23 protein-coding genes are annotated in these 23,504 nt (G+C 71.9%); 8 read left to right on the plus strand and 15 right to left on the minus strand.

The annotated features are described in order from the left end of the window. Positions 1–79: 79 nt before the first annotated feature. From D4B81_RS19150 to D4B81_RS08230, 3 genes are all read right to left on the minus strand, one after another. Positions 80–3,208 (minus strand): helix-turn-helix transcriptional regulator, encoded by a 3,129-nt coding sequence (locus tag D4B81_RS19150; protein WP_161965047.1) that lies wholly within the window; start codon positions 3,206–3,208, stop codon positions 80–82. Positions 3,209–3,306: 98 nt separating this feature from the next. Then, entirely contained in the window at positions 3,307–3,498 is a 192-nt protein-coding gene (locus D4B81_RS08225; RefSeq protein WP_122261959.1) for a hypothetical protein, read from the minus strand. 136 nt (positions 3,499–3,634) lie between these two features. Then, positions 3,635–5,137 carry a UDP-N-acetylmuramoyl-L-alanyl-D-glutamate--2,6-diaminopimelate ligase gene (locus tag D4B81_RS08230; protein ID WP_122261960.1) on the minus strand — a complete coding sequence of 501 codons (1,503 nt, stop codon included), beginning with the start codon at positions 5,135–5,137 and terminating at the stop codon, positions 3,635–3,637. A 119-nt stretch (positions 5,138–5,256) separates the two neighbouring features. Here D4B81_RS08230 and D4B81_RS08235 point away from each other — a divergent pair, with 119 nt between their 5' ends. Together D4B81_RS08235 and D4B81_RS08240 are read left to right on the plus strand one after the other, a co-directional pair. Next, positions 5,257–5,928, plus strand: coding sequence for a hypothetical protein (locus tag D4B81_RS08235; RefSeq protein WP_122261961.1), 672 nt, complete (start codon positions 5,257–5,259; stop codon positions 5,926–5,928). Between the two features lie 8 nt (positions 5,929–5,936). Further along, on the plus strand, positions 5,937–6,701 hold the full coding sequence (locus D4B81_RS08240; RefSeq protein WP_122261962.1) for a class F sortase: 765 nt from the start codon (positions 5,937–5,939) through the stop codon (positions 6,699–6,701). A 437-nt stretch (positions 6,702–7,138) separates the two neighbouring features. Here the strand turns inward: D4B81_RS08240 and D4B81_RS08245 are convergent, their stop codons facing one another. From D4B81_RS08245 to D4B81_RS08265, 5 genes are all read right to left on the minus strand, one after another. Next, entirely contained in the window at positions 7,139–9,145 is a 2,007-nt protein-coding gene (locus D4B81_RS08245) for an alpha-amylase family protein (RefSeq protein ID WP_237565899.1), read from the minus strand. A gap of 67 nt (positions 9,146–9,212) precedes the next feature. Beyond that, the gene (locus D4B81_RS08250; RefSeq protein ID WP_122261963.1) at positions 9,213–10,121 is read right to left on the minus strand and encodes a carbohydrate ABC transporter permease; all 909 of its coding nucleotides are present in this window, start codon (positions 10,119–10,121) and stop codon (positions 9,213–9,215) included. Continuing rightward, positions 10,118–11,317 carry a carbohydrate ABC transporter permease gene (locus tag D4B81_RS08255; RefSeq protein WP_122261964.1) on the minus strand — a complete coding sequence of 400 codons (1,200 nt, stop codon included), beginning with the start codon at positions 11,315–11,317 and terminating at the stop codon, positions 10,118–10,120. The genes D4B81_RS08250 and D4B81_RS08255 overlap by 4 nt, the downstream gene beginning before the upstream one ends. Further along, positions 11,314–12,684 carry an ABC transporter substrate-binding protein gene (locus D4B81_RS08260; protein ID WP_122261965.1) on the minus strand — a complete coding sequence of 457 codons (1,371 nt, stop codon included), beginning with the start codon at positions 12,682–12,684 and terminating at the stop codon, positions 11,314–11,316. The genes D4B81_RS08255 and D4B81_RS08260 overlap by 4 nt, the downstream gene beginning before the upstream one ends. 113 nt (positions 12,685–12,797) lie before the next feature. Beyond that, positions 12,798–13,346 (minus strand): SprT-like domain-containing protein, encoded by a 549-nt coding sequence (locus D4B81_RS08265; protein WP_122261966.1) that lies wholly within the window; start codon positions 13,344–13,346, stop codon positions 12,798–12,800. A gap of 54 nt (positions 13,347–13,400) precedes the next feature. Between D4B81_RS08265 and D4B81_RS08270 the strand changes: the two genes are divergently transcribed. Then, on the plus strand, positions 13,401–13,787 hold the full coding sequence (locus D4B81_RS08270; protein WP_097189063.1) for a DUF6394 family protein: 387 nt from the start codon (positions 13,401–13,403) through the stop codon (positions 13,785–13,787). 34 nt (positions 13,788–13,821) lie between these two features. After that, the gene (locus tag D4B81_RS08275) at positions 13,822–15,573 is read left to right on the plus strand and encodes an NAD-binding protein (RefSeq protein WP_122261967.1); all 1,752 of its coding nucleotides are present in this window, start codon (positions 13,822–13,824) and stop codon (positions 15,571–15,573) included. Positions 15,574–15,645: 72 nt separating this feature from the next. Here the strand turns inward: D4B81_RS08275 and D4B81_RS08280 are convergent, their stop codons facing one another. The 4 genes from D4B81_RS08280 to D4B81_RS08295 all read right to left on the minus strand — a co-directional run bounded on the left by D4B81_RS08280 (position 15,646) and on the right by D4B81_RS08295 (position 19,317). Continuing rightward, positions 15,646–16,164, minus strand: coding sequence for a hypothetical protein (locus tag D4B81_RS08280; RefSeq protein ID WP_122261968.1), 519 nt, complete (start codon positions 16,162–16,164; stop codon positions 15,646–15,648). A 154-nt stretch (positions 16,165–16,318) separates the two neighbouring features. Continuing rightward, positions 16,319–17,881 (minus strand): NCS2 family permease, encoded by a 1,563-nt coding sequence (locus D4B81_RS08285; protein ID WP_122261969.1) that lies wholly within the window; start codon positions 17,879–17,881, stop codon positions 16,319–16,321. A gap of 50 nt (positions 17,882–17,931) precedes the next feature. Continuing rightward, positions 17,932–18,867: a hypothetical protein gene (locus D4B81_RS08290; RefSeq protein WP_161965048.1), complete on the minus strand. Its 936-nt coding sequence runs from the start codon at positions 18,865–18,867 to the stop codon at positions 17,932–17,934. A gap of 33 nt (positions 18,868–18,900) precedes the next feature. Next, entirely contained in the window at positions 18,901–19,317 is a 417-nt protein-coding gene (locus tag D4B81_RS08295; protein WP_122261971.1) for an organic hydroperoxide resistance protein, read from the minus strand. 52 nt (positions 19,318–19,369) lie between these two features. Here D4B81_RS08295 and D4B81_RS08300 point away from each other — a divergent pair, with 52 nt between their 5' ends. After that, on the plus strand, positions 19,370–19,846 hold the full coding sequence (locus D4B81_RS08300; protein ID WP_237565900.1) for a MarR family winged helix-turn-helix transcriptional regulator: 477 nt from the start codon (positions 19,370–19,372) through the stop codon (positions 19,844–19,846). Here the strand turns inward: D4B81_RS08300 and D4B81_RS08305 are convergent. Then, positions 19,788–20,381: a class I SAM-dependent methyltransferase gene (locus D4B81_RS08305; RefSeq protein ID WP_202613628.1), complete on the minus strand. Its 594-nt coding sequence runs from the start codon at positions 20,379–20,381 to the stop codon at positions 19,788–19,790. The two genes, D4B81_RS08300 and D4B81_RS08305, sit on opposite strands and share 59 nt — an antisense overlap. 103 nt (positions 20,382–20,484) lie before the next feature. On the opposite strand from D4B81_RS08305, the gene D4B81_RS08310 reads away from it, so the two are divergent. The 3 genes from D4B81_RS08310 to D4B81_RS08320 all read left to right on the plus strand — a co-directional run bounded on the left by D4B81_RS08310 (position 20,485) and on the right by D4B81_RS08320 (position 21,679). After that, complete coding sequence (locus D4B81_RS08310) at positions 20,485–20,919, plus strand: hypothetical protein (protein WP_122261974.1); 435 nt, start codon at positions 20,485–20,487, stop codon at positions 20,917–20,919. Then, positions 20,916–21,254 (plus strand): transcriptional regulator, encoded by a 339-nt coding sequence (locus D4B81_RS08315; protein ID WP_161965049.1) that lies wholly within the window; start codon positions 20,916–20,918, stop codon positions 21,252–21,254. Before D4B81_RS08310 ends, D4B81_RS08315 begins: the two co-directional genes overlap by 4 nt. 101 nt (positions 21,255–21,355) lie before the next feature. After that, positions 21,356–21,679, plus strand: a complete 324-nt coding sequence (locus tag D4B81_RS08320; RefSeq protein WP_122261976.1) for a hypothetical protein — start codon at positions 21,356–21,358, stop codon at positions 21,677–21,679. Between the two features lie 78 nt (positions 21,680–21,757). On the opposite strand, the gene D4B81_RS08325 is transcribed toward D4B81_RS08320, so the two are convergent. Then, positions 21,758–22,966, minus strand: a complete 1,209-nt coding sequence (locus tag D4B81_RS08325; RefSeq protein WP_122261977.1) for an ATP-binding protein — start codon at positions 22,964–22,966, stop codon at positions 21,758–21,760. A gap of 152 nt (positions 22,967–23,118) precedes the next feature. Continuing rightward, complete coding sequence (locus D4B81_RS08330; protein WP_097189075.1) at positions 23,119–23,394, minus strand: WXG100 family type VII secretion target; 276 nt, start codon at positions 23,392–23,394, stop codon at positions 23,119–23,121. Between the last annotated feature and the right edge of the window lie 110 nt (positions 23,395–23,504).

Raw genomic sequence — 23,504 nt, forward strand, 5'->3', positions numbered from 1 at the left:
TGGGAGTGCGGCGATCTGGCACATTTCCACGGGACGCTGTTCCACGGGACGCCACATCCCCACCGCATCCCCAGGGACCTCACCCGAGCAGGCGGCGGTCGCGTGCGACGGCGGCGGCCTCGGTACGGCTGGAGACGCCCAGCTTGGCCAGGATGTTGGACACGTGGACGCTCACCGTCTTCGTGGAGATGAACAGCTGCCGGCCGATCTCGCCGTTGCTCCGGCCCGCGGCCACCAGCCCGAGCACCTCCCGCTCACGCGGCGTCAGCACCACCTGGCCCACCTCCTCCGCGCCCGCCCCGCCGGCGACCGCTGTCCCGCCGTCGAGCACCGCGAGCTCGGCCAGCAGCGGGAGGGCGCCCAGCTCCTCGGCGACGGCGCGCGCCCCGGCGACCAGGGCAGCCACCCGCTCCTTCGCGCCGACGGCCCCTCCATCGGCCTCTCCATCGACCCGTCCATCGCCCCCTCCCCGGCCGACTGACCCGCCCCGGCTGACGGGCACGCCCCCGCCGCCGGCCGCTGCCCCCGCCCGCGACACCACGGCGGCGAGGCGGGCGACGGAGCGAGCCCACTCGTACCGGTGGCCCATCCGCTCGAAGCCCTCCACCGCCGCCTCCCACGCTCCGACCAGCTCCGCGGGCTCCGGCGGCTCGACCCCCGCCAGCCACCGCAGCCGCAGGTGCTCCGCGCGGTGCCGCGCCTCCCACGCCCGGCCCTCCGGACCGCTCACCCGACCGAGCTTCTCGGCGCGTCGCGCCACCGCCTCGGCGTCCGCGACCAACCGGGCACCCACCTCCACGAGCCCGTGCCGCTCCTGCCCGGCGGCCGCGCCCGCACGCTCGGCCAGCCGCCCCAGCAGCAGGGCCCCGAAGCGGACCTGAGCGGGGAAGGAGCTCACCTGCCACAGGTCCCTCACCACCTCGCACGCCCGGTCGTAGGCACGCAGCGCACCGTCCAGGTCGCCCGCGTCGCCCAGGATGTCGATCGCCGCACCGGTGACGAGGAGCGTCGCCCAGCCGTCCGTGTAGATCTCCGCCGGCACCGCCCGCAGCGCCTCCGGTCCGCCGGGGTCACCCCGGCCGGCCATGGTCATCAGCCCGACGCCGGCCAGCAACCCCTCCTGCAGAGCGGGCGGCGACTCCCCCGACAGGTCCACCGCCCGGTCGACAGCCTCCCAGTCCCCCGTCAGGTACGAGGCGAGCGCCCCCAGCACCCGCGCGTCGAAGCCGTACGGCGCCCACCGCCGTCCGTGCTCGACGGCCAGCTGGGCGGCCTCGGTGTAGAAGGGCCGGGCCTCGGCATACCGGCCCTCCTCGAAGAGCACCCCGCCCATCTGGTGCAGGGCGCGGACCAACCCGGTCGGGTTGCCCGACCCCCGCAACCGGGTGATGACCTCGGCGATGGCGGCCCTCGCGGACTCCGGCTCCCCGGCGAAGGACGCGAGGCGGCCCAGGGTCGTGGCGGTCTCCGTCTGCAGGCTCTCCAGACCCAGCTCGACCGCGAGGTCGTGCGCGGTCTGCGCCGCCCGGCTGGCGACGTCGAACCGGCCGCGGTCCACGTTCGTCAGCGCATGGACGGCCAGCGCCCAGGCCCGTCGCTTGGTGTGCTCGTCACCGAGAAGCCGCAGCGCCTCCTCCGTCGCCGCCAGCGCGCTGACGGGGGTGCCGTCGACGGCGAGGGTCACGTGACCCAGCGCCACGAGCAGCTCGGCCCGTCGGCCGGGGTCGGGGTATGGCGTGTCCCCCGCCGCGTCCTCCGGCGTCACCACCTCGCCCCCCAGCTCGTCGAGCAGCAGCTTGAGCGCGCGGGAGGCCCGGCCGGCGATGAAGAGCGCCTCGCTGGCCTGCAGGACGACGGTGGTCCGGTCGAGGTCGAGCGCCTCGGCGACGGCCGGTGCGGCGAGAAGGTCGAGCGCGGTGAGGAAGTGGCCGGCGGCCTCGTCCGGACCACCGAGGGACATCGCGTCCTCGCCGGCCTCGACCGAGGCGGTGACGGCCGTGACCGGGTCGTGCCCGGCCCGGGCGTGGCGCGCCAGCTCGGCCGCGGTCCCCGGCACCCTGCCCTCCGCCAGCGCCCTGGCGCAGGAGGCGTGCAGGCGGGCGCGCTCGCCGGGCAGCAGGTCGTCGTAGACCGCCTCGGCGAGGAGCGCGTGCCGGAAGGCGTAGCCGGCGTCGGAACCGGAGACGAGGACGTTGGCCTCGACGGCCGCGCGGAGGGCGTCGTCGAGCTGGTCCGCGGGCAGGTCCACGACCTCGGCCAGCAGCGCGTGCGGCACCCGGCGCCCCACGCACGCCGCCGCGCGAAGGACGTCACGCGCGTCCTCCGCCAACCCGTCGAGCCGCAGGAGCAGCAGGTCGGCGAGGTCGGTCGGGAGCGCCTCCCCGAGGTCGCTGGCCACCACGAGCTCCTCGGCGAAGAAGGCGTTCCCCTCCGCCCGTCGCACGATCTCCTCGACGTCGCCCGCGTCGGTCAGCTGCGGCCGGACCGCCCGCACCAGCGCGCGCACGTCGGCGTCCTCGAGAGGAGAGAGGTGCACCCGGGTGAGGGAGGGCGTACGGCCCCACTCGGCCAGCGTCGAGCGCAGCGGGTGACGACGGTGCAGGTCGTCCTGCCGGTAGGAGGCGACGACGGAGACCGGGGCGCTGAAACCCCGGCGGAAGAGGAAGGTGAGCAGGTCGCGCGTCGACGGGTCGGCCCAGTGGACGTCCTCCACGACGAGCAGGACAGGACGGTCCTGACCGAGGCGCTCCAGCACCGCGTGCAGCCCCTCGAACAGCTCCCCCCGGACCGCCCCCTCGTCGCCTCCGACCCCGTGCGGCCCGCCCCCGGCCCCCTCTGGCGAGGTTGCCGACGGGATCAGCACCCGGCCGGCCGGGAGCAGCCGTGCGAGCGGGGCGTGGTGCCGCACGAGCGGCTCCACCAGCTCACGGGCCTCCCCGTCGAGCCGACCGACCACCTCGGTGAACGGCAGCAGCGGCAGCGCGCTGTCGCCGAAGTCCAGACAGTGCCCCACCAGCACGCGCCACCCCGCGTCGCGCGCGCGTGCCCCCAGCTCCCCCAGCAGGCGGGTCTTGCCCACGCCCGCGTCCCCTCCGAGCACGACGAGGGCCGACCTCGGATCCTCTCCGAGGCCGACCCTGTCGGCCAGCTCCGCCAGCTCTCGCTCACGGCCCAGCAGCGGCGTCGCCGCTCTCTCCTCCGGTGCCACGTCCCCCATTCTGACGGCGAGCGGTGACAGAGGTGGGCGTTCTGGCCCACCGACCCGCTCCCCGTCCTGTTCCGGCGTCCGGCCGAGGGAGGAGGTGGTCACCGTGCCGCGGCGACGGCGCGACCTGCGCCGGCGGGGAGGGACCGGGCCCGGCTCGCGCGGGACGAGGCCGTCCCGGTCGACCGGCGACCGGCGAACCAGAGGCTGCGGCCCCAGTCGGCGACGAGCCGCTGCCGGCGCAGAGCCGTCTCGGCGCCCAGGAAGGCCGGGTCGAGGGTGATGGTGCTCATGGTGCTGTCCTCTCGGTGGGGACCCGTGGTCCGGGTCCGACCCTTCGAGAGTGGGCCTCTGAGGTAGCTCCCCACATCGGACGGTCTCCCTATCCTCGGCGGTCCGCCTACCTCAGATCGGCGCCGAGCAGCTACCTCAGGCGCCCTCGCGCCGCAGCCGCAGCGCCTCCCGGGCCACCTCGATCTCGGCCCACGGGACCAGCTGGGTGCCCCTCTCCATCGTCTCCTCCGGCCCCTTGCCGGCGAGCACGACGGTGTCCTGCGGGGCGGCGGCGCGCACGGCATACCGGATGGCGTCGGTGCGGTCCCCGATGGACACGAAGTTGTCGCGACCCGCCTCGCGGGCGCCCCGCTCCATCTCCTCGAGGATGTCCTGCAACGGGGTGGTGCGGTGGTCCTCCTCGGTGAACACCGCGTGGTCGGCGAGCCGCGTCGCGACCTCCCCGAGGGGGGCGCGCTTGGACGGGTCGCGGGGGCCGCCGGCGGAGCCGAGGACGACCCAGAGGTTCCCGTCGGTGGTGACGCGCACCGTGGTGAGCGCCTTCTCCAGGCTGGGCGCCGTGTGCGCGAAGTCGACGATGACGCGAGGCTCCCCCGGCTCGCGCTCCACCATCTCCATCCGCCCCGGGACGCCGGGGAAGGTCGCGAGCCCCTCGACGAGCTCCTCCAGCCCGACGCCGGTGGCGGCGACCCCTGCCATCGCGGCCAGCGCGTTGGCGACGTTGAACCGGCCCACCATCGGCAGGTGCGCGCGGGCCTGCCCGGTCGGGGTGTGCACGGTGAACGCCAGCCCGTCGGCGCCCTCCTCGATCCCCTCCGCGCGCCAGTCGGCGCCGGCACCCTCGGCGGAGTATGACGTGCACGCGCGCCCGTCCGCGGTGGCCAGCGGGACCAGCCGCTCGAACCAGGGCAGGTCGTCGGCGTTGAGGACGCTGTGCCGGGCGCGGCGGACGAGCTTGGCCTTGTCCGCGAAGTACTGCTCCATCGTGCCGTGGAAGTCGAGGTGCTCGCCGGTGAGGTTGGTCCAGAGCGCCACGTCGTAGTCGACGCCCCGGACGCGGTCCATGGCCAGGGCGTGGCTGGAGCTCTCGACGACCGCGTGGGTGGCCTCGTGGGCGACCATGTCCCGCAGGATCTGCTGGACCTGCGGCGCCTCCGGCGTGGTGAAGTGCGAGGGCGGCTGGCGCAGCTCCCCGTCGGGCAGCTCGTAGCCGATCGTGGAGAGCAGCCCGGTCCGGTGGCCGGTGGCCCGGAGGAGGTGGAGCGCGAGGCAGCTGGTCGTGGTCTTGCCGTCGGTGCCGGTGACGCCGAGCACGGTCATCCGGTCGCTCGGGCGGCCGAGGACCTCGGTGGCGGCGTCCGCGAGGGCGGCGCGCGCGTTCTTGACCGTGAGGTAGGGGACGTTGCAGCGGGCGCGGGGCGGCAGGCCCTCGCCGACGACCGCGACGGCACCCCGCTCGATCGCCTCGTCGATGAAGCCGTGGCCGTCGAAGCGGGCACCGCGGATCGCGACGAACAGGTCTCCAGGCCGGATCCAGGCGGCCTGGTGGCTCACGCCGGTCACCACGACGCCGCTGGGATGGGTGGCGGTGTCGGCGAGCTCGGCGCCCAGGGCCTGGGCCAGGTCGGCGAGGTTCATGGTCCGCAGCCTAGCGAGGCGGTCCGTCGCTGCCCTCGGGACGACCCGGTGGTATGTTTCGCGCGCAGACGCCCGCGATCGTGACGCTGGGCGCGCATACCTGGAAGAGGGAAGTTCCTATGACGACGTTCCGTCGAGGTGCCGCCGCGGTCGCGGCCGGTCTCATGGTTCTCGGTGGCGCCGGCACCGCAGCTGCGCAGCCGGAGGAGAACACCAACAACGCGGCTTACTGGGTCGACTTCCTCGAGGCCGAGGGCTTCGTCGACGTCACCTGTGAGAAGGCCGAGGGGGACTACTCCGCGTACGGCGAGCACGAGGCGGGTGTCGACCTGTTCGAGGACGGCACGCTGTATGACGTCGTCTGGTCGGACTACGCGTGGCTGCTGGCGGTCGTCAAGGCCGGCTCGACCGGCACCTCCGTGGAGGACGAGAACACCCTCTTCCCCTACGTCGAGGTCGACGACGCGCTCTTCCACGAGTCCGGCAAGGAGATCTCGCACATCATCTTCTGCGACGGCAGCGTCCCCGACGAGGAGCCCGAGCAGCCCACCGAGGAGCCCGAGCAGCCGACCGAGGAGCCCGAGCAGCCCACCGAGGAGCCCGAGCAGCCGACCGAGGAGCCCGGCACCCCCGGTGGTGGCGGCGACGACGCCGGCAAGCCGATCGGCCCGGTCGTGCAGACCGACGTCCCGGTCCAGGGCGCCGACCCGGCCCTCCCGCTGGCCGCGCTCGCTGCTGCGGGCCTGGGACTCGCCGCGCTCGGCCTGCGCCGGCGCGGTCAGGAGAGCTGAACGGGCAGATGACGGACACCCGTCCGCGGGGGGACCGCACCGGGACCGGTGCGGTCCCCCCGCTCCTGCTCGTCGCCGCCGGGCTCGTCCTGGCGGTCGTCGCCGGCCTCGCCCTCCTCCTGCAGCTCCGGGGGGACGAGGACGTCGCCGTCGCCGACCCGGCGACGACCTCGCCGGCCGCCACGTCGGTCCCCGCCGCGACCACGGCCCCGGTGGACCAGACCGCGCCCACGACGGGCGAGGCAGACCCCACGACCGAGGAGCCCACCCAGGCGGCGCCGCCGTCGACGACCCCGGTGCCCACGCCGTCGGCCCAGGCGCAGGAGCAGGTCGCCCCGTCGTGGATCACGATCGCCGCAGGTGGGGTCGACGGTGCTCTCCAGCCGCAGGGCCTCGCCGCCGACGGCACGATCAACCCGGGGCGCCAGGAGATCATCTGGTTCACCGGCGGCGACCGCGTGCAGCCCGGCCAGGTCGGGACCTCCGTGATCGCCGCCCACGTCACGTGGGAGGGACAGGCGGACGCCTTCGTCAACCTGCCCTCGGTCTCGGTGGGGGACGTCGTGAACGTGGGCTACACCGACGGCTCAAGCTCCTCCTTCACCGTGACGAGCACGGCAGCCGTCGACAAGGACCAGCTGGCCCGGTCGCTGTCCGTGTGGGGGCCGCACCCCGACCGCCCGCGGCTGGCGATCATCACCTGCGACCCGGCCCTGGGCTACCAGTCGGACGGCCACACCGAGGCCAACTTCGTCGTCATCGCCGAGGCCTGATCTCCCCAGCCGACCAAGCCCACGGTAAGACGCGGTTCCCGCCTTCCGAGCCCACCGTATGCACGCCCCACCTCCGACCGAGCCCACCGGGTGTGCGCTCCCCGGCCGACCGAGCCCAGCCCGCGTGCGACACACCGCGTCCCCGGTCGGCGGGGACGACGACACGCCGCGTCCCCGGTGGGCGGGGACGACGACACACCGCGTCCCCGGTCGGCGGGGACGACGACACACCGCGTCCCCGGTCGGCGGGGACGACGACACACCGCGTCCCCGGTCGGCGGGGACGACGACACACCGCGTCCCCGGTCGGCGGGGACGACGACACACCGCGTCCCCGGTCGGCGGGGACGACGACACACCGCGTCCCCGGTCGGCGGGAACGACGACACACCGCGTCCCCGGTCGGCGGGGACGACGACACACCGCGTCCCCAGTCGTCAGGGCCGGACCAGCCACACGGGCTGGTAGGTGGACAGGTAGACCGACCCGTCCGCGGACAGGTTCGGCGGGTAGCCGTTGAGCGCGTCGATCGCCTGGTCCAGCGGCAGTCCGATCTCGCTGGCCCACCAGCCGGGCACCTGCCGCGGCTGCTCGGTGACGTTGTACAGAGCGAGCATCGGCCCCACGGGGTGCCGCCGGACGACGGCGAACACGCCGGGGTCGGGGCTGGCGACCACCTCGGCAGGCACGCTGGCGTGCAGGTGCGGAAGCCGTGAGCGGACCTGCGCGAGGTGACGGAGACCGGCATACACCCGTCCCGTCGGCGAGGTGGGATCCTCGCGAGCCTCGACCACGCAGTCCCAGTCGAGTCGCGGCCGGTGCACCCACCGGTTGTCGTCGGCGTGCTCAGGGATCGCGTCCCAGCCCTCGTCGTTGAGCGCGGCCACCTCGTCACCCGACCAGAGCACCGGGATGCCGCCCCAGCCGTAGACGATCGCGTAGCCGAGCAGCACCCGCGCCACCGCCTGGTCGACGGCGGTCGCCGCCTCCGCCGCGCTCTGCTCGTCGAACGCGACGTCGAGGGCGTCGAGGGCCCGGCCGAGCCCGGCCAGACTGGCTGCGCTGCCGGAGATGCGGGCGTCGTTGGTCGCCCGGTTCTGCTGGAACACGACACCCTCGGCGAAGGACCCCTCGAAGTCGCCGGAGTAGAACTGCGACAGGAACTCCCGGTGCCGCCAGCCCTCGATCATCACGGCCGAGGCGTCGGCGTCGTCGATGGCCCAGCCGATGTCGTCGTGGCAGCGCAGGTAGGTGATCCACGCGGTCGTGGACGGGACGGCGGGGAAGCGCCCCAGCGCCCTCGTGGCCAGCCGCGTCTCCCGGCTGGCCAGCATCGACCAGATCTGCACCATGAGGCTGTTGTGGTAGGCGAGGTCGGACACCTTGCCGTGGTGCCGCCCCTGCCCGAGGTAGTGCACCACCTCGTTCGGGCCGACGATCGCCTCCGCCTTGAAGACCAGCGCGGGCGCGAGGATGCGCGCGGCGGCCCGCAGCGCCTGGGTGAGCTGGTGCACCTCCGGCTCGTTCTGGCACTGGGTGCCCATCCGCTTCCACAGGAACGCGATGGCGTCGAGACGGAGCACCTCGACACCCTGGTTGGCGAGGAAGAGGATGACGTCGACGAGCTCGCAGAAGACGTCGGGGTTGTCCCAGGCGAGGTCCCACTGGTAGCTGTTGAACGTCGTCCACACCCAGCCCCCCAGCTCCTCGTCCCAGGTGAAGCTGCCCGGGGCGAAGTCGGGGAACACCTCGAGCAGGGTCCGCTCGTACTGGTCCGGCACGGTCCGGTCGGGGAAGACGTGGAAGTAGCGCCGGTAGCGCTCGTCGCCGGCGCGGGCGGCCGCCGCCCACGGGTGCTCGCGCGCGACGTGGTTCAGCACGAGGTCCAGGCACAGGCTGACCCCCTGCTCCCGCAGCACGCCGGCGACCTCGCGCAGGTCCTCCATCGTGCCGAGGTCCTCGCGCACCTGCCGGTAGTCGGCCACCGCGTAGCCGCCGTCGTTGGGCGCGGGCCGCGGGCGCAGCAGCGGCATGAGGTGGAGGTAGCCCACACCCAGGTCCTTGAGGTGGTCCACGCGCCGGGCGACGCCGGCCAGGCCGCTGCCGGCGGGCGCGAACCGCTCGGCGTACGCGGCATACCCGATCATCCCCGGGCGCTGGAACCAGTCCGGCTCGAGGGAGCGGCGCTCGTCCAGCAGGTGCAGGTCCTCGGACCGGGACAGGTATGCCGTGCCCGCCAGCTCGACCACGCGCGAGGCGACCTCGGGCGGGTCGGGGTAGGGGGCCAGCCCCTCGACGAGGTCGTCCCACCACCGGGCCACCCGCAGGGCGAAGGTCGTGCGCCGGTGCTCCGGGAGGGCGGCGAGGACGGTCTCCAGACGGGACCGGGCGGACGCTGGCAGGGCCCCCGGCCACGGCAGAGGGTGCGGGGTCGTCGGGGTCACGGAGTCATCCCACCACACGCGCCGGGACGGGCGTCGGAAGCTCCCGACGCCCGCCCCGGTCGGTGGATCAGCCCTTGACCGCACCCGACGTCATGCCGCGCACCAGGAAGTTCTGGAGCACGAAGAACACGATCATCGGGAGCACGATCGAGATGAACGCCCCGGCCGTCAGGAGCTCGGCGCCCTGACCCTGCGTGCCGAGCAGCTGCTGGAGCTTGACGATCACCGTGGTGTTGTCGTTGGTGAGGAAGAGCTTGGCGATGAGCAGGTCGTTCCACACCCACAGGAACTGCAGCGTCGCGAACGCCGCGATGGCCGGCATGGACATCGGGGCGATGAGCTTCCAGAAGATCTGGAAGTTGCTGCACCCGTCGATCCGGGCGGACTCGACGATGCTGAACGGCAGCGAGGACATGTAGTTGCGCAGGATGTAGATGCACAGCGGCATACCGAAGCCGGTGTGCAGCAACCAGACCGCGAGGTACTGGCCGCTGATGCCCAGGCCGCGGGGCCCGAGGACGTCCAGCAGCGGCTGGAACGCGGCCTGGATCGGGACGACCATGACAGCGACGATGACGATGAACAGCACGTCCTTGCCCTTGAAGTCCATGAACGTGAACGCGTAGGCCGCGAACGCCGCGAACATGATGGGGATGATCGTCGCCGGGACGGCGACGAGGATCCCGTTGAGGAACGCGGTGCCCAGGTCGGCCTGCTCGATCACGCGGGAGTAGTTGGTCGTCGTCCAGCCTCCGGCCCACAGCGCCTCCCACCACCCGGAGGTCGCGGCGGCGTCGCGCGTCCGGAAGCTGGTGACGAGCAGTCCCAGCGTGGGCGTGATCCACAGCAGCACCAGGAGGAGCATGACCACCATGGCGACCGGGCTGCGCTGGCGCCCGTCCTTCAGGCGTCCGGCCCCGCGGGTCTTCGGTGGGGTCACCGTGGTGGACCGGTCGTCGACCGTCGTGGAGCTCATCGGGTGGCCTCCTGCTCGCGGAACTGCTTGACCTGGAAGATGAGGATCGGGATGACGGCGATGAGCAGGATCACCACGATGGCGGTCGCCCGGCCCGCCTGGCCCCGCGCGAACATCTCGTTGAAGAACATGTTGGCGATGACGTTGGTGTTGTCGCGGCCGTTGGTCAGGACGTAGACGATGTCGAAGACCTTGAGCACGAGGATCACCACGGTGATGAAGACGGTGATGATCGTCCCCAGGATCTGCGGGATGATGACCTGCCAGAAGATCTGCCACTCGCTCGCACCGTCGATGCGCGCGGCCTCGATGGTGTCCTCCGGCACGCCCTTGATGGCCGACGACAGGAGCACCATCGCGAAACCGGTCTGCAGCCAGACCAGGATGACCATGAGGAGCAGGCTGTTCAGCCGCGCGGTGTCGATGGACAGCCAGCTCTGCGGGGTCCCGCCGAACTGCTGCACGATGGCGTTGAGGGCACCGGTCTGAGCGGCGCCGGGAGGCTGGTAGGCGTAGATGGTGGTCAGCCAGATGGCCGAGGCGGCGACGAAGCTGATCGCCATCGGCATGAAGATGAAGCTCTTGGCCCACTTCTCGCTCGAGGCGGACAGCTTGTCGGCGAGCACCGCGACGACGACGCCGAGCGCGACCGTGACCGCCGGCACGATGGCGATCCACAGCACGTTGTTGAGGACGGCGGACCAGAACGCACCCTCGCTGAAGAGCTCGCGGTAGTTCTGCAGGCCGACGTACTCGGTGCTGTCGCGGTTCGCGAACGAGTAGTGGATCGACTGGATCGTCGGGTAGAACAGGGTCAGCGCCATCAGCGAGAAGCCGGGGATGAGGAAGGCGTACGGGACCAGCCCGTGCTCCAGCTTGCGGGGCAGCGCCTCGATCGCGACGTTGATGAACCAGAACAGGACCGCGGCACCTCCGACCCCCACGACGAGGCCGAGGGTCCCCATGAGGATCTTGCTGTCGAAGAACCACTCCGGGTGGTAGGCGAACGCCAGGAAGAGGTTCATCATCACCCAGAGCGTCGCGGCCACGCCGAGGACGCCGATGAGCAGCTTGACCGGTTGCAGGCCGTAGTCGCTCGGGACCGTCGCCTCAGGAGAGGCGTCGTCGACCCGCGGGTCGCTCTCGTCGACCGCGGTCTCGCCGCCGACTGGTGGGGTCGAGTGCGAGTAGGTCATCGACCCGACCCTGTCTCGGCGGCCGCATCACCCTCGTCCGGCCAGCCAGCCTCGATCGCGTCCGTCACAGCCTGGGCGCTCGCGCCGTTCTGGAAGTCGACCATCGCCTTCCAGAAGGAGTCGGAGCCGACCTCCTTGGGCATGACGTCGGAGCCGTCGTAGCGGAACACGTCAGCCTCGATCGCCATCTGCGCCATCTGACGGTGGATGTCGTCGGGGTAGTTGGTCTCGTCGAAGGTGCTGTGCGGGCTGAGCCACCCACCGGCCTGCGCCCACTCGGCGCCGAACTGGTCGGAGGTGAGGAACTCCATGAACGCGACCGTGTCGGCGTCGTAGCGGAACGCCGCCGCGAGGTCACCGCCACCGAGGATGGGCTGACCGTCGTAGCCGTCCTCCGCGGGCGGGAAGACGAAGATGCCGACCTCCTCGTCGAGGTTGTCCTGGACGTCGGCCGGGAAGAACCCGGTGGCGAAGTTGCCCTGGCGCATCAGGTAGCAGTCGGGGTCGTCCTGGAACGCCGGCGTCATGGCCTCCGCGAACGGGGTGTTGAGGATCCCGGTCGACCCGCCCAGCACGTTGTCGTCGGTGGCCAGCTCCGCGTAGGCCTCGAACGCCTGGACCACGCGCTCGTCGTTGAAGGGGATGCGGTGGTAGATCCAGTCGTCGTACACGTCCGGCCCGTGCAGGCGGAGCATGTACTCCTCGATCCAGTCGGTGCCGACCCAGCCGGTGGCCTGAGCCGACTCCCACCCGATGCACCACGGGGTCTTGCCGGTGTCCGCCTTGATCTGCTCACCGATCTCGTCCAGCTCGGCGAGCGAGGCCGGCTCGGTGCTCCAGCCGCCCTCCTCGTAGGCGGCCTTGGGGTACCAGACGACCGACTTGACGGCCATGCGCATCGGCGCCGCGTAGACGCGGCCCTGGTAGCGGGCCGAGTCGAGGAAGCCGTTGACCAGCGTGGAGTCGAGGGACTCGTAGTCGAGGAACTGGTCGATCGGCACGATCTGACCCTGCGCCGCCATCTGCAGCACACCGCCCGGCTGCGGGAAGAGCCCGATGTCCGGCGCGTCGCCGGAGTTGACACGCAGCAGGATGGTCGTGGTGAAGTCCTGGTCGGAGACGTACTGGACGTCGATGCCCGACTCCTCCTCCCAGGCTGCGAGAGAAGCCTCGAAGGCCTCCATCTCCTGCCCGCCGAACGCACCCAGCACGGTGACGACACCGTCACCCTCGTCCGGCTCCGTGTCGGCGCCGAAGCCGCCCGCCCCGCCGCTCTGGTCCGGGTTCTGCAGACAGCCCGTCAGGGTCAGTGCTCCGGCCGCAACGATCGCCGACGCCGTCACCCGGCGCCACCGTGAGTTCGCCATCCTTGGCTCCCTTCTCACACCGTGCCGGCGTCACGGCCGCAGGAGCCCGCGCATCGTCCGGCACGACGTAACCGAACCTAATACACATTGTGGGCCAGGTCACAGATGGCAGGTCACGCTTTGGTCACGACCCCCGTCCGTCCGGACGCGGAGGCGCGCAGCCGGGCCATCACCCCCGCGACCCGCGGACCCAGCTCGCGCTCGGGCACCGGTCGCCCGTCGTGCGTCCAGTCGATCACCCGGTCCAGGGTCGCAGCCCCCCGACAGCGCGCACAGAGCAGCACGACGGTGGGGCGTCGGTGCCGGTGCACGACGTGCCCCGCGGGGCACCGCCCCTGCCACCGCCCCGCGACCGCGGGCTGGTCGCCGCCGGCGTAGCAGCGGTCCCCGGTGGCGCCGATCGCGAGGGCGCGGGCACGCCATACCCGGTCGTGGCCGTGGCGCGGACCGACGAGCGCGTGCGCGACCTCGTGCAGGACCGTCTCGCGCACCTGGTCGGGGTCGTGGGCGAGCGTGAGGTGGCGGCTCAGGGTGATGCGGCGGTCGGTGAAGTGGCACGCACCGGCGCGCACCTTGGCCCGGTCGAACTCGAACCGCCAGTCGCGCAGCCCGTGCGCGTCCATCAACGTGCGCGCCAGCCGCGCCGCGGCATCCAGGTCCACGCCGGTGATTGTAGGAAGGCGCGCTGACAGCCCTGCGGCGTTATCGTCGTGCGTGTGAACCTAGAGAAGGTCGTCTTCGGCTTCTTCGTGCTGCTGGCCGCGACCCTGAACTTCGGCTACGTCATCGGGGACATCAGCAACCCGGCCCTGCACAACGTCTACGAGCTGTACGCCGCCGTCGCCGTCAACATCATCGCGACGATCCTCAAGTTCGGGGACCGCACCCAGATCGGCGCCGTGCAGCTGGCCACGAGCCTGGTGGCCAGCATCCAGCTGATCATCGCGACGCTCGTCTGGATCTGGGCCTCCTACGTCGACGTCGGGGGGCTGACCCCGCAGCACATGGCCAGCGTCGTCTCGATCGCCGCCGGCGCGCTGCTGGCCAACGTCGTCTCGGTGGTCCTCCTGGTCGTCGAGACCGTCTCCTACCGGCGCCGCTGAGCGCCCCCCCGGACCGGGACACGCGGCATACCCGATGGTCAACCTCCTCCAGCTGCTGCACAAGGGCAGGCCCGCCCTGGCCAGGCCCGACAGCCTGCGACGGGTCCGGGTGGACGTTCCCGACGAGCCCATGACGACGGACGCGGTCTTCCTCGTCCTGCGGCGCATCCGGACCCCGCTGGTCGTCCTGGTCGGGACGTTCGCGCTGATGACCTTCGGGCTCTCGGTCATGCCCGGCACCGTGGAGAACCCGGAGCCGCTCGGCGTCTTCGACGCCTTCTACGTCATCAGCTACACCGGGCTGACGATCGGCTACGGCGAGGTCCCGCACCCCTACTCCTACGCCCAGCGGATGTGGGTCACCCTGACGATCTACGTCAGCGTGCTGGCCTGGAGCTACTCCCTCGCCGTCCTCCTCGCGATCGCCCAGGAGCGCACCTTCCGCGACTCGATCGCGCTGCAGCGGTTCAGCCGGCGGGTCCGGCGCCTGCAGTCCCCGTTCGTGCTCGTCGTCGGCTACGGCCAGGCCGGAGAGGCCGTCTGCCGGGCGCTGGAGGACCAGGGCAGGGAGTTCGTCGTCCTCGACAGCGACGCGGGGCGCGTGGAGCAGCTGGCCCTCGACGGCTACACCAGTGACGTGCCGGCGTTCGCGGCCAGCGGCCGCGACCCCCGGATGCTGGGGATGGCCGGGCTCGGGCACGACCAGTGCGAGGCGGTCCTGGCGCTGACCGACAGCGACGAGACCAACCTCTCGATCGTCATGTCGGTCAACCTGCTGCGGCCAGAGCTCATGGTCATCGCGCGGTCCAGCGACCGGGAGCACGCGCAGCAGATGCACGACTTCGCGGCGGACGTCATCATCAACCCGTTCGACCGCTACGGGGCCTACCTCGTCATGGCGCTGCGGCGGCCCGCCGGCTTCCGGCTCGCGTCGTGGCTGATGAGCCCGCGCGGGACCGGGCTCCCGCACAAGCTCGAGCACCTCACCGACGGGCACTGGGTGGTGTGCGCCGACGGCGACTTCGGGGTGGAGGTGACGCGCGACCTGGAGAGCGCCGGCCTCGACGTGGTCCTCGTCGACCCGGTGGACGGGCGCCCCGACGTGACCGACGCCGTCGGCTTCATCGCGGGGGCCGAGTCGGACATCGTCAACATGGCGATGGCTGCGCACGCGCGCATCGAGAACGACCAGCTCTTCATCGCGGTGCGGCAGAACTCCTCGATCAACCAGGCGCCGCTGCGGGCCTTCGACGCCGACTCCGTCTTCGTGCCGACCGAGCTGCTCGCCCGTGAGGCGGTGGCCCGGATCACCTCGCCGAACTACTGGTCCTTCATCGACCACGTGCTCCACGAGGACGACGACTGGGACGAGCGGATCATGGACGAGATCGTGGAGGTGGTCGGCCACGAGACGCCGGCCAGCAGCCGGGTCGACATGGAGTTCCACTCGGCGCCGGCTGCTGTGCGCTGGATGCGCAGCCGCGAGCTGACGGTCGGCGACATCCTGCGCGACCCGGACGACCGGGGGACGCGGCTCGCGGCATACCCGGCGGTGCTGGTGCGCGACGGCCGCCGCATCTTCACCCCCGCGCTCGACCTGCCGCTGCGGGAGGGCGACGGGCTGCTCCTGCTCGGGCGCGAGGCCGACCTGCTCGTCGTGCGGTCGACGTTGTTCCACGACTCGGCGGTGGAGTACGTCGCCACCGGGCGCGAGGTCGCGACGGCGTGGATCTTCCGGCAGGTGCAGCGGTGGCGGTGGGCGGCGCAGGAGCGCCGGGGCGCCTAGGCCCACCGGGTATGCCGTGGGCGATCAGTCCCGCCGGTGCTCGGGTGCCTCGCGGCCGGCGTGGGCCTCGGGTCAGCGGGTCCGGAGGGTGACCAGGTGGCCGACGACGGAGGGGATCCACCCGGTCTCCCGGCGCATCCACCGCACCGCGACGAGGTTGGAGGGGACGACGACGAAGTCGCCCGCCGCCACGCCGAGGTCGGTCCCGAAGACGTCGGTGACGACCTCCCAAGCCAGGTCGGTGCGCCGGCTCAGGTGCTCCCCGACGGCGACCGCGTAGCGCTCGACGATGGCCTCGTGGTCGCTGGAGCGCTCGCTCATCCAGGCGGTGAGGGCCCGGTCGAAGCCGGCGCCGATCGAGGCGAGGTCGTCGACGTCGACGCCCTCCTGATCGAGGGCGGACAGCCCGGCGGCGATGCGCGCCCGCTCCTCGTCCCCGGGGCGCCGGGACTCCGGCTTGAGCGGCAGGTCCTGGGGCGCCGCGTCGCCGGGGTCGGGAAGGGTGCGGACCCTTGGCTCGTCGACGTCCTTGTCACGCGCGGCGTCGCCGATCTTGTCGCCCAGCTGACGGAAGCGGTCCTTGAGACCCATCCCGCCAGCGTAGCGCCCGCGGTCCCGTCCGGGTGGCGTCCTGCCCCGCCGGGCCGAGGCACGGTCCTGGCCCGGGGGCGCTGTCGTGTCACGGTGATCGCCGGGGCGACGCCTGGGACACGACAGCGCCGCACATCGATTCCGCCGGAGGGGGTCAGCCGGCGTCGAGCCAGATGTAGCGGGCCAGCAGCAGCGCGGCGACGATGTAGAGCGCCCAGTGCACGTCCTTGCCGCGGCCCGTGAAGACCTTGATGGCGCAGTAGCTGATGATGCCCATCGAGACGCCGTTGGCGATCGAGAAGGTCAGCGGCATGACGATGATCGTCAGGAACGCCGGGACGCCCTCGGCGACCTCGTCCCACTCGATGTGCCGGATGCCGTCCATCATCAGCGCCCCGATGAGGATGAGCGCGGGCGCGGTCGCCGCGCCGGGGATGGCGCCCGCGAGCGGCCAGATGAACAGGGCGAGGCCGAAGAGCAGCCCGGTCACCGTCGCGGTGAGGCCGGTCCGGCCCCCCTCCTCGATGCCCGAGGCGCTCTCGACGTAGGCCGTGGTCGTGGACGTGCCCATGAACGCGCCGAACATCGCAGCGAGCCCGTCCATCGAGAACACGGTCTTGGCTCGCGGCATGTCCCCCTTCTCGTCGAGGTAGCCGGCCCGCTGGGAGAGCCCGGTCAGCGTGCCGGTCGCGTCGAAGAAGTCGACGAAGAAGAAGGTGAAGACGACGCTGAGCAGCCCCAGGCCGAGCGCGCCCATGATGTCCATCTGGCCGACGAGGTCGGAGGGCCACACCGGCGCGCCGACGATCCCGTCGGTGAAGCCGGGGAAGGCCTGCAGCGCGCCGTCCGCCCCGCCCGCGTAGACCTCGACCCGGGCGACGATCGCCAGCAGCGAGACGGCGAGGATCCCCCAGAGGATGGCGCCCTTGACCTTGAGCTGCAGCAGCACGGCGGTGACGATCAGCCCGATGATCGCCAGCCACGCCGTCGGTGCACCGAGGTCGCCCAGCCCGACGAGCGTCGCCTCGTTGGCGACCACGATGCCGGCGCTGCGCAGGCCCAGGAGCGCGAGGAACGACCCGATCCCCGCCGTGATCGCCAGCTTGAGCCCCATCGGGATGGCCTGGACGATGGCCCGCCGCGCCCCGATGACGCTCAGGACCACGAAGAGGATGCCGGAGACGAAGACGGCGCCGAGCGCCGTCTGCCAGGCCACGCCCATCCCGAGCACGACGGTGTAGGCGAAGAAGGCGTTCAGCCCCATCCCGGGCGCCTGTGCGAAGGGGTAGCGGGCGATGAGCCCCATGAACAGGGTGCCCACCATCGCGGCGATGCAGGTCACCGAGAGCAGCTGCACGAAGGTGGTGGGACCCACGTCGATGGCGGCGCCGAGCACCTGGGGGTTGACGAAGATGATGTAGCTCATCGTCAGGAACGTGGTCAGCCCGGCCCGGACCTCGACCGGCACGGTCGAGCCGGAGGAGCTGATCCCGAAGAACCGGTCCAGCGCGTTCCTCGGTGCGCCGCCCGTCGCAGGGTGCGCGCGCTCGCCGGTGCGCAGCAGCCCGGCGCGGTGCGCCGCCTGCTGCGCCGAGAGCTCGGCCCGGGCGGTGTCGTGGGTCCCCGTGTCCAGCTGGGCGGGGGTGGCGCTGTGCGGGTCGGCCACCGGCTCGTGGTCCGGGCGGTCGCGGCCTGCGGATGGGTCGTGCGTCGTCATGCTGCTCCTCGGCTGGATGCTGATGGGAGCAGAGTGTCAGAGCGACGGGGTCAGGGCGAGCAGGCCCGACGGACGAAGTCGTAGAGCCACGCGGTCACCTCCGGCGGGGAGACGAGCCGCACCCGTCCCTGCTCGCCGTCGAGCGTGACGGTCACGGGCAGGAGCGTGCCCTGCTTGTCCTCGGCCACGGCGTGGGCGTCGCAGCGGTTCGGGACGAGGGAGACGACGAACCTGGTCATCGCGGTACCTGTCACGGTGAGGCCGACGTCATACCCGTCGGGGAGGCGGTCCCCCGTCGCCGGGTCCACCGGCTGCAGCAACGTGGTGCTGCCGACCCGACCGATGTCGAGCCGTCCGGCGCCGGCCGGCGTGATGACGACCGCCAGGTCGGCGACCCGGACGCCGTCGACCTCGCGCTCGTTCGGCGGCCCGCTGATCTCCAGGCCGGCGACCTCCTCGACGCGTTCGGCGAAGCACTCGGCCGCGAGCAGGGCCTCGACCTGGCTGCGGTCGTCCATCGCGGGGATCTCGACCGAGCCTGCGGAGCCGTCGGCCAGCCGGTAGTCGAGGCTCACGGTGTGGACGGCCGGCCGGTCCTGGCAGACGGGGGGGCCCAGCGCGACCGGGAGGTCGACGACCCGCCCCGCGCCGAGGACGGTGCTGTCCCTGGCGTAGGGCATCGGGTCCTGGAAGCCGGAGGAGCGCAGTCGCACGTCGCTGAGAGTCACCTCGGACCCGGTGCCGTTGTTCATCCGGATCTCGACCTGCCGGACGGCGACGTCCATGCGGGTCTGGTAGAGGGTCGCGGTGAGTCCGGGCGGTGGCGACGCCTCGGTCGGCGTGGCGGTCGCGCCGTCCCCCCCGCCTGCCGAGCACCCTCCGAGCGCCGCGACCATCGTGCCCGCGGCCACGGCGGACACCGCGCGTGCACGCGAGGCCCTCCTCCCCGGCCCTGTGCCGAGGTCCGGCGGCACGCGCACCTGCATGACGTCACGGTAACGCCGGACCCCCGGTGCCGGTCAGGCGACGCTGAGGGTGACCTCGACGTTGCCCCGGGTCGCGTTGGAGTAGGGGCAGACCTGGTGCGCCTGCTGGACCAGCTGCTCGGCAGCCTCGGGCTGGACGCGCGGCAGCGTGACCTCGAGACCGACCGCCAGGCCGAACCCGCCGTCGGCGTGGTGCCCGAGGGACACGTCGGCGACCACCTCGGAGTCGCTGACGTCTGCGCCGGTCCTCTGGGCGACCAGCCGCAGCGCGGAGTGGAAGCAGGCGGCGTAGCCGGCGGCGAACAGCTGCTCAGGGTTGGTGGCCCCTCCCGGCCCACCCAGCTCCTCGGGGGTCCGGACGTCCATGGCCAGGAGGCCGTCGGTCGACTCGACGCGACCGTCGCGGCCGTTCCCGGTCGCGACGGCAGAGGCTGTGTAGAGAGGCGTCATGCGTGCAACTATATTGTTCACAATGGGTTTAGGCAAACGGTATTCTGGAGGGGTGGACGACTTCCCCCAGCTCGCGCTCGACCAGCAGATCTGCCTGCCGCTGTATGCCGCGTCCCGCGCGGTGACCCGTCGCTACGCCCAGCTGCTGGACGAGGTCGGCCTGACCTATCCCCAGTACCTCTCGCTGCTGGCGCTGTGGGAGGCCGACGGCCCGCTGAGCGTCGGCGACCTGGGGGTGCGGCTGCACCTCGACTCCGGCACGCTGACGCCCCTGCTCAAGCGGATGGAGGCGGCGGGCCTGGTCACCCGGGCCCGGGACCGCCTCGACGAGCGTCGCGTCCTCGTGTCGGTGACCGACCAGGGCAAGGACCTGCGCGCCCGGGTGGCCGACGTCCCGGCCCGGCTCGTCCAGGGCATGGGGATGACGGAGGCGGACGGCCGCGCCCTCCGCAGTCTTCTTCAGCGGCTCCTCACCCAGCTGGAGCCGGACCGGTCCGCCGGGCCACCACCAGGTAGCGCTCGTCCGTGATGGGGCCGCCCCAGTAGACGGGCTGGGGGAGGCGCGTCAGCTGCACGTCCTGGAAGATGCCCCGCACGATCAGCTCGGTCTGCGTCGCGGTCAGGCCCGCACCCGTGGACCACCGCCCCTCGACGAGCACCATCGTCCCGCCCGGCCGCAGCAGGCCGACCCACCGCGCGAACGCCGCCCTGGGGTCCGGGAGAGCCCACAGCACGTGCCGGCTCAGCACCACGTCATACCCCCCGGCTGCCAGGGCAGGTGTGCTGGCATCGCCGACGACGAACCTCGCCCCGGGCACCTTGAGGCGGGCGCGCTCGATCATCCGTGGCGAGAGGTCGAGACCGTGGACGTCGTAGCCCTGATCGGTCAGCAACCTCGTGAGCGTGCCCGTCCCGCAGCCGAGGTCCGCCACCTGCGCCGGCGCAGGCGGCAGGACCGAGATGAGCAGCCGTCGCCAGGACTCCCGGACCGTCGGCGAGGCCAACCCGTGGTCGGGATCGTCGTCGAAGGTGGCGGCTGCCCGGTCCCACTCGGCCTGGGTCACGGGGCCAGGGTATGCCGCAGTCAGGGACTCCGGTCCAGGCCCGCAAGGTTGAGTTGCATCAAATGACTTGCACATTACGCAACTGATTGTCTACTGTGCAGTCATGAGCCACATCTCCCCCGACAGCGCCACATCCACGCTGCAGCAGATGCGTGATGACCGATCCCGCGTGGCGGCACTGACATCTACGCCGTGGTGGGCCCCGACACTCTTGGCACTGGTCGCGGGGCTTTGGGTGGCATCAGCCTCCATGAGTGACCGCACCACTGGTTATGTCCTCGCTCTCGCCGGCGCAGCCCTCGTGGTCTACCTGGTCCGAGCTCAGACCGGGATCAAGGTCCGAAGGTCCGGTCCGCGGCAGTGGTCGCTGGGGGTCCTCTGGCTGTTGTTCACGCTCGCGATGTACTCCGTCTCGCTCGCACTAGGGTCGGTCGACAAGGCTGGCTGGACAGTGGTGCCCGCGCTGGCCGCCGGAACGGTCACCTACTTCGTCGTCACGGTGTCGGACCGGTGGGCGCGAGACGGATTGCGGGCGTGAGACCACCGGAGCCGAAATTCGATGAGCTGATTCACTTCCCCGCACGCTTACGGATCTGCGGTCTTCTGCGGAACGTGGACGCTCTGGCTTTCAGGACACTGGAAGCCGCCCTCGAACTACCGGCCTCACAAGTCTCCCGCCACCTGAAGGCGCTGACGGAGGCGGGATATGTCTCGATCAGCAAGACCACCTCCGCCGAACGCGCGGATGCTCGACGAGTCGCCTGGGTACGACTCACTCCCGTCGGTCAGCAAGCGCTCGAACGACACATGGCCGCTCTGGCACGCATCGCCCAGGGGCAGGAAGAGCGAGAGGGATTCAAGAGAATCCACTGAACGCATTGGCGCGACAAGGTCGACGCGTTCGTGCGGGTTCTTCCTTCGCTCCACCTCACAACTTTCCACCCCGGGTGGCCCGTCGGGTCTACGCTCACGGCATGGGATCGAGTACGCGGTCGGCACCGGGCACCTCCGAGGGGACCCTCACGACCTTCGGATTCATCTGGGGGTTCCTCCTGGGCCTCCCGGGTGGTCTGGTCCTGCAGATGGCCCTCGGGCTGGCGCTCGACCCGCTGAGCGGGCGCTGGGGCTGGGTCGATCAGATCGCCTCCTTCTCCCCGCTGCCGGCGGTGGCCATCGCCGGAGTTGTCGTCCTGGTGCCCCGCCTGCGTGAGTGGGGAGCCGGCTTCGTCCTCGGCCTGGCACTCGGCATGGCGACGGAGGGCCTCCTGCTGTGGTGGTGGCTCAGCAGCACCTTCTGAGCCCGTCCGGTGCTGTATGGCGTGGTCAATGGCATGCGGGTTGGCTCGGCAGCCCGGCCCGTCGGGCGGTGATACGCGTCAGGACTGGGAGAGCAGGTACCTGCCGAAGTGCGGCACCGTGAACGCGATCCGGCCACGTTCGCCGGAGTAGATGAGGCCCTTCTTCAGCAGGGCGTCGCGCGCCGGGGAGAGGGACTGCGGCTTCCGGCCCAGGTGCGCGGCCAGGTCCGCCGTGGCGACCGACCCGACCTCGTCGACGTCCTCACCCTCGGCCAGTCGCTCGGCCGCCACCTCGGCCATGGCCCGGAGGTACTCCCGCTCCCCCGGCGTCGCGCGCTCGTAGCGGGACCCGAAGAAGCCGACCGCCAGCTCGGCCTCCGCCTCGGGCGAGCCGACGCGCACGTCCTCGGCGGTGATCGGTGACGCCGGGGCGAGGTCCCAGACCTCCTTGCCGTAGGCCTGGATGAAGTAGGGGTAGCCGCCGGTCGCGGCATACATCTCCCCCAGAGCGTCCGTGGACCAGGTGGCGCCCTCGTCCTCGGCGGGGGACTGGAGCGCGCGGGCCGCTGCCTCGCGCGAGAGCCGGTCGATGCGGTTGTAGCGGAAGAGCCGCTCGGAGTAGGACTTCGACGCCGAGAGCACCGCGGGGAGGTGCGGCAGCCCGGCGCCCACGACGATGACCGGGAGCGCGTTCTGCGACAGCTCGTGGCACGCCGCGCAGAGCGCGGAGACGTCGTCCGACGCCAGGTCCTGCATCTCGTCGATGAAGATCGCCACCCCCTTGCCGACGTCCGCGGCGAGCCCGCCCACGTCGGTGAAGAGCTCGACGAGGTCGATCTCGATGTCGCCCGAGTCAGCGCGGCCGGTGACCGCCGGGACGTCGATGCCGGGGTTCCACCGCTCGCGCAGCTTGGCCCCCGGCTGGTCCTTCTGCGCGAACGCCTTGATGACCCCGAGGACGTGGTCCACCTCCTCGCCGCGCGGGTGTCCGAGCTCGCGCACGGCGACGTGCAGCGCCGCGGCCATCGGGCGGCGCATCCCCTGCTCCGGCCGTGCCTCGTACTTCCCGGTCCCCCACCGGGCACGGACCGCTGCGGACCGCAGGGCGTTGAGCAGGACGGTCTTGCCGACCCCGCGCAGCCCGGTGAGGATCATCGAGCGCTCCGGCCGCCCGCGTCGGATGCGCTCCAGGACGACGGTGAACCGGTCGAGCTGCTCGTCCCGGCCGGCGAGCTCGGGCGGACGCTGCCCGGCACCGGGGGCGTAGGGGTTTCGGATGGGATCCACGATCGGACTGTATGCGCTCGTCTAGCGAGATCGCGAGAGACACGCAGAGAGGACGATCGACCCTCAAGTCCTCCCCCCGAGGACGCGAGCACGGGCCGGGGACCAGAGCAGGGCCGGGACGAGCGTCCCGGCCCTGCGTCGTCCACCTGGTCTCAGATGCGGTCGGCCTCGCCGGTCGCCGCCGCCAGGTTGTTGTGCTGGGTCCGGATGTCCTCCTTGGCCTCGTTCAGCGCCTCGACCAGCTTGGGGGTCAGGGTGGGCTTGAACGTGGACCAGGCGTCACGGAACTTCTCCGAGTTCGTGCCGGTCCAGACCGCGCTCCCGAGCGAACGGTCGACGTCGCCGGCGATCCGGGTGATGTCCTGGGCCGACGTGTCCAGGGTCCTGTGCAGGTCCCGCAGGGTTGCGAGCTCGCCACCAACAGCCATGATGATGTCCTTTCCGAGGGTGTTTCAGGTCAGGACCGCACCCCCCACAGTTACCCTCGGCGGTGCGATCGGTCCTCACCATAGGCAGACCTGTCGGACCCTGTCCACCG

Source organism: Ornithinimicrobium cerasi (assembly GCF_003702705.1).
Classification (GTDB): Bacteria; Actinomycetota; Actinomycetes; order Actinomycetales; family Dermatophilaceae; genus Ornithinicoccus; species Ornithinicoccus cerasi.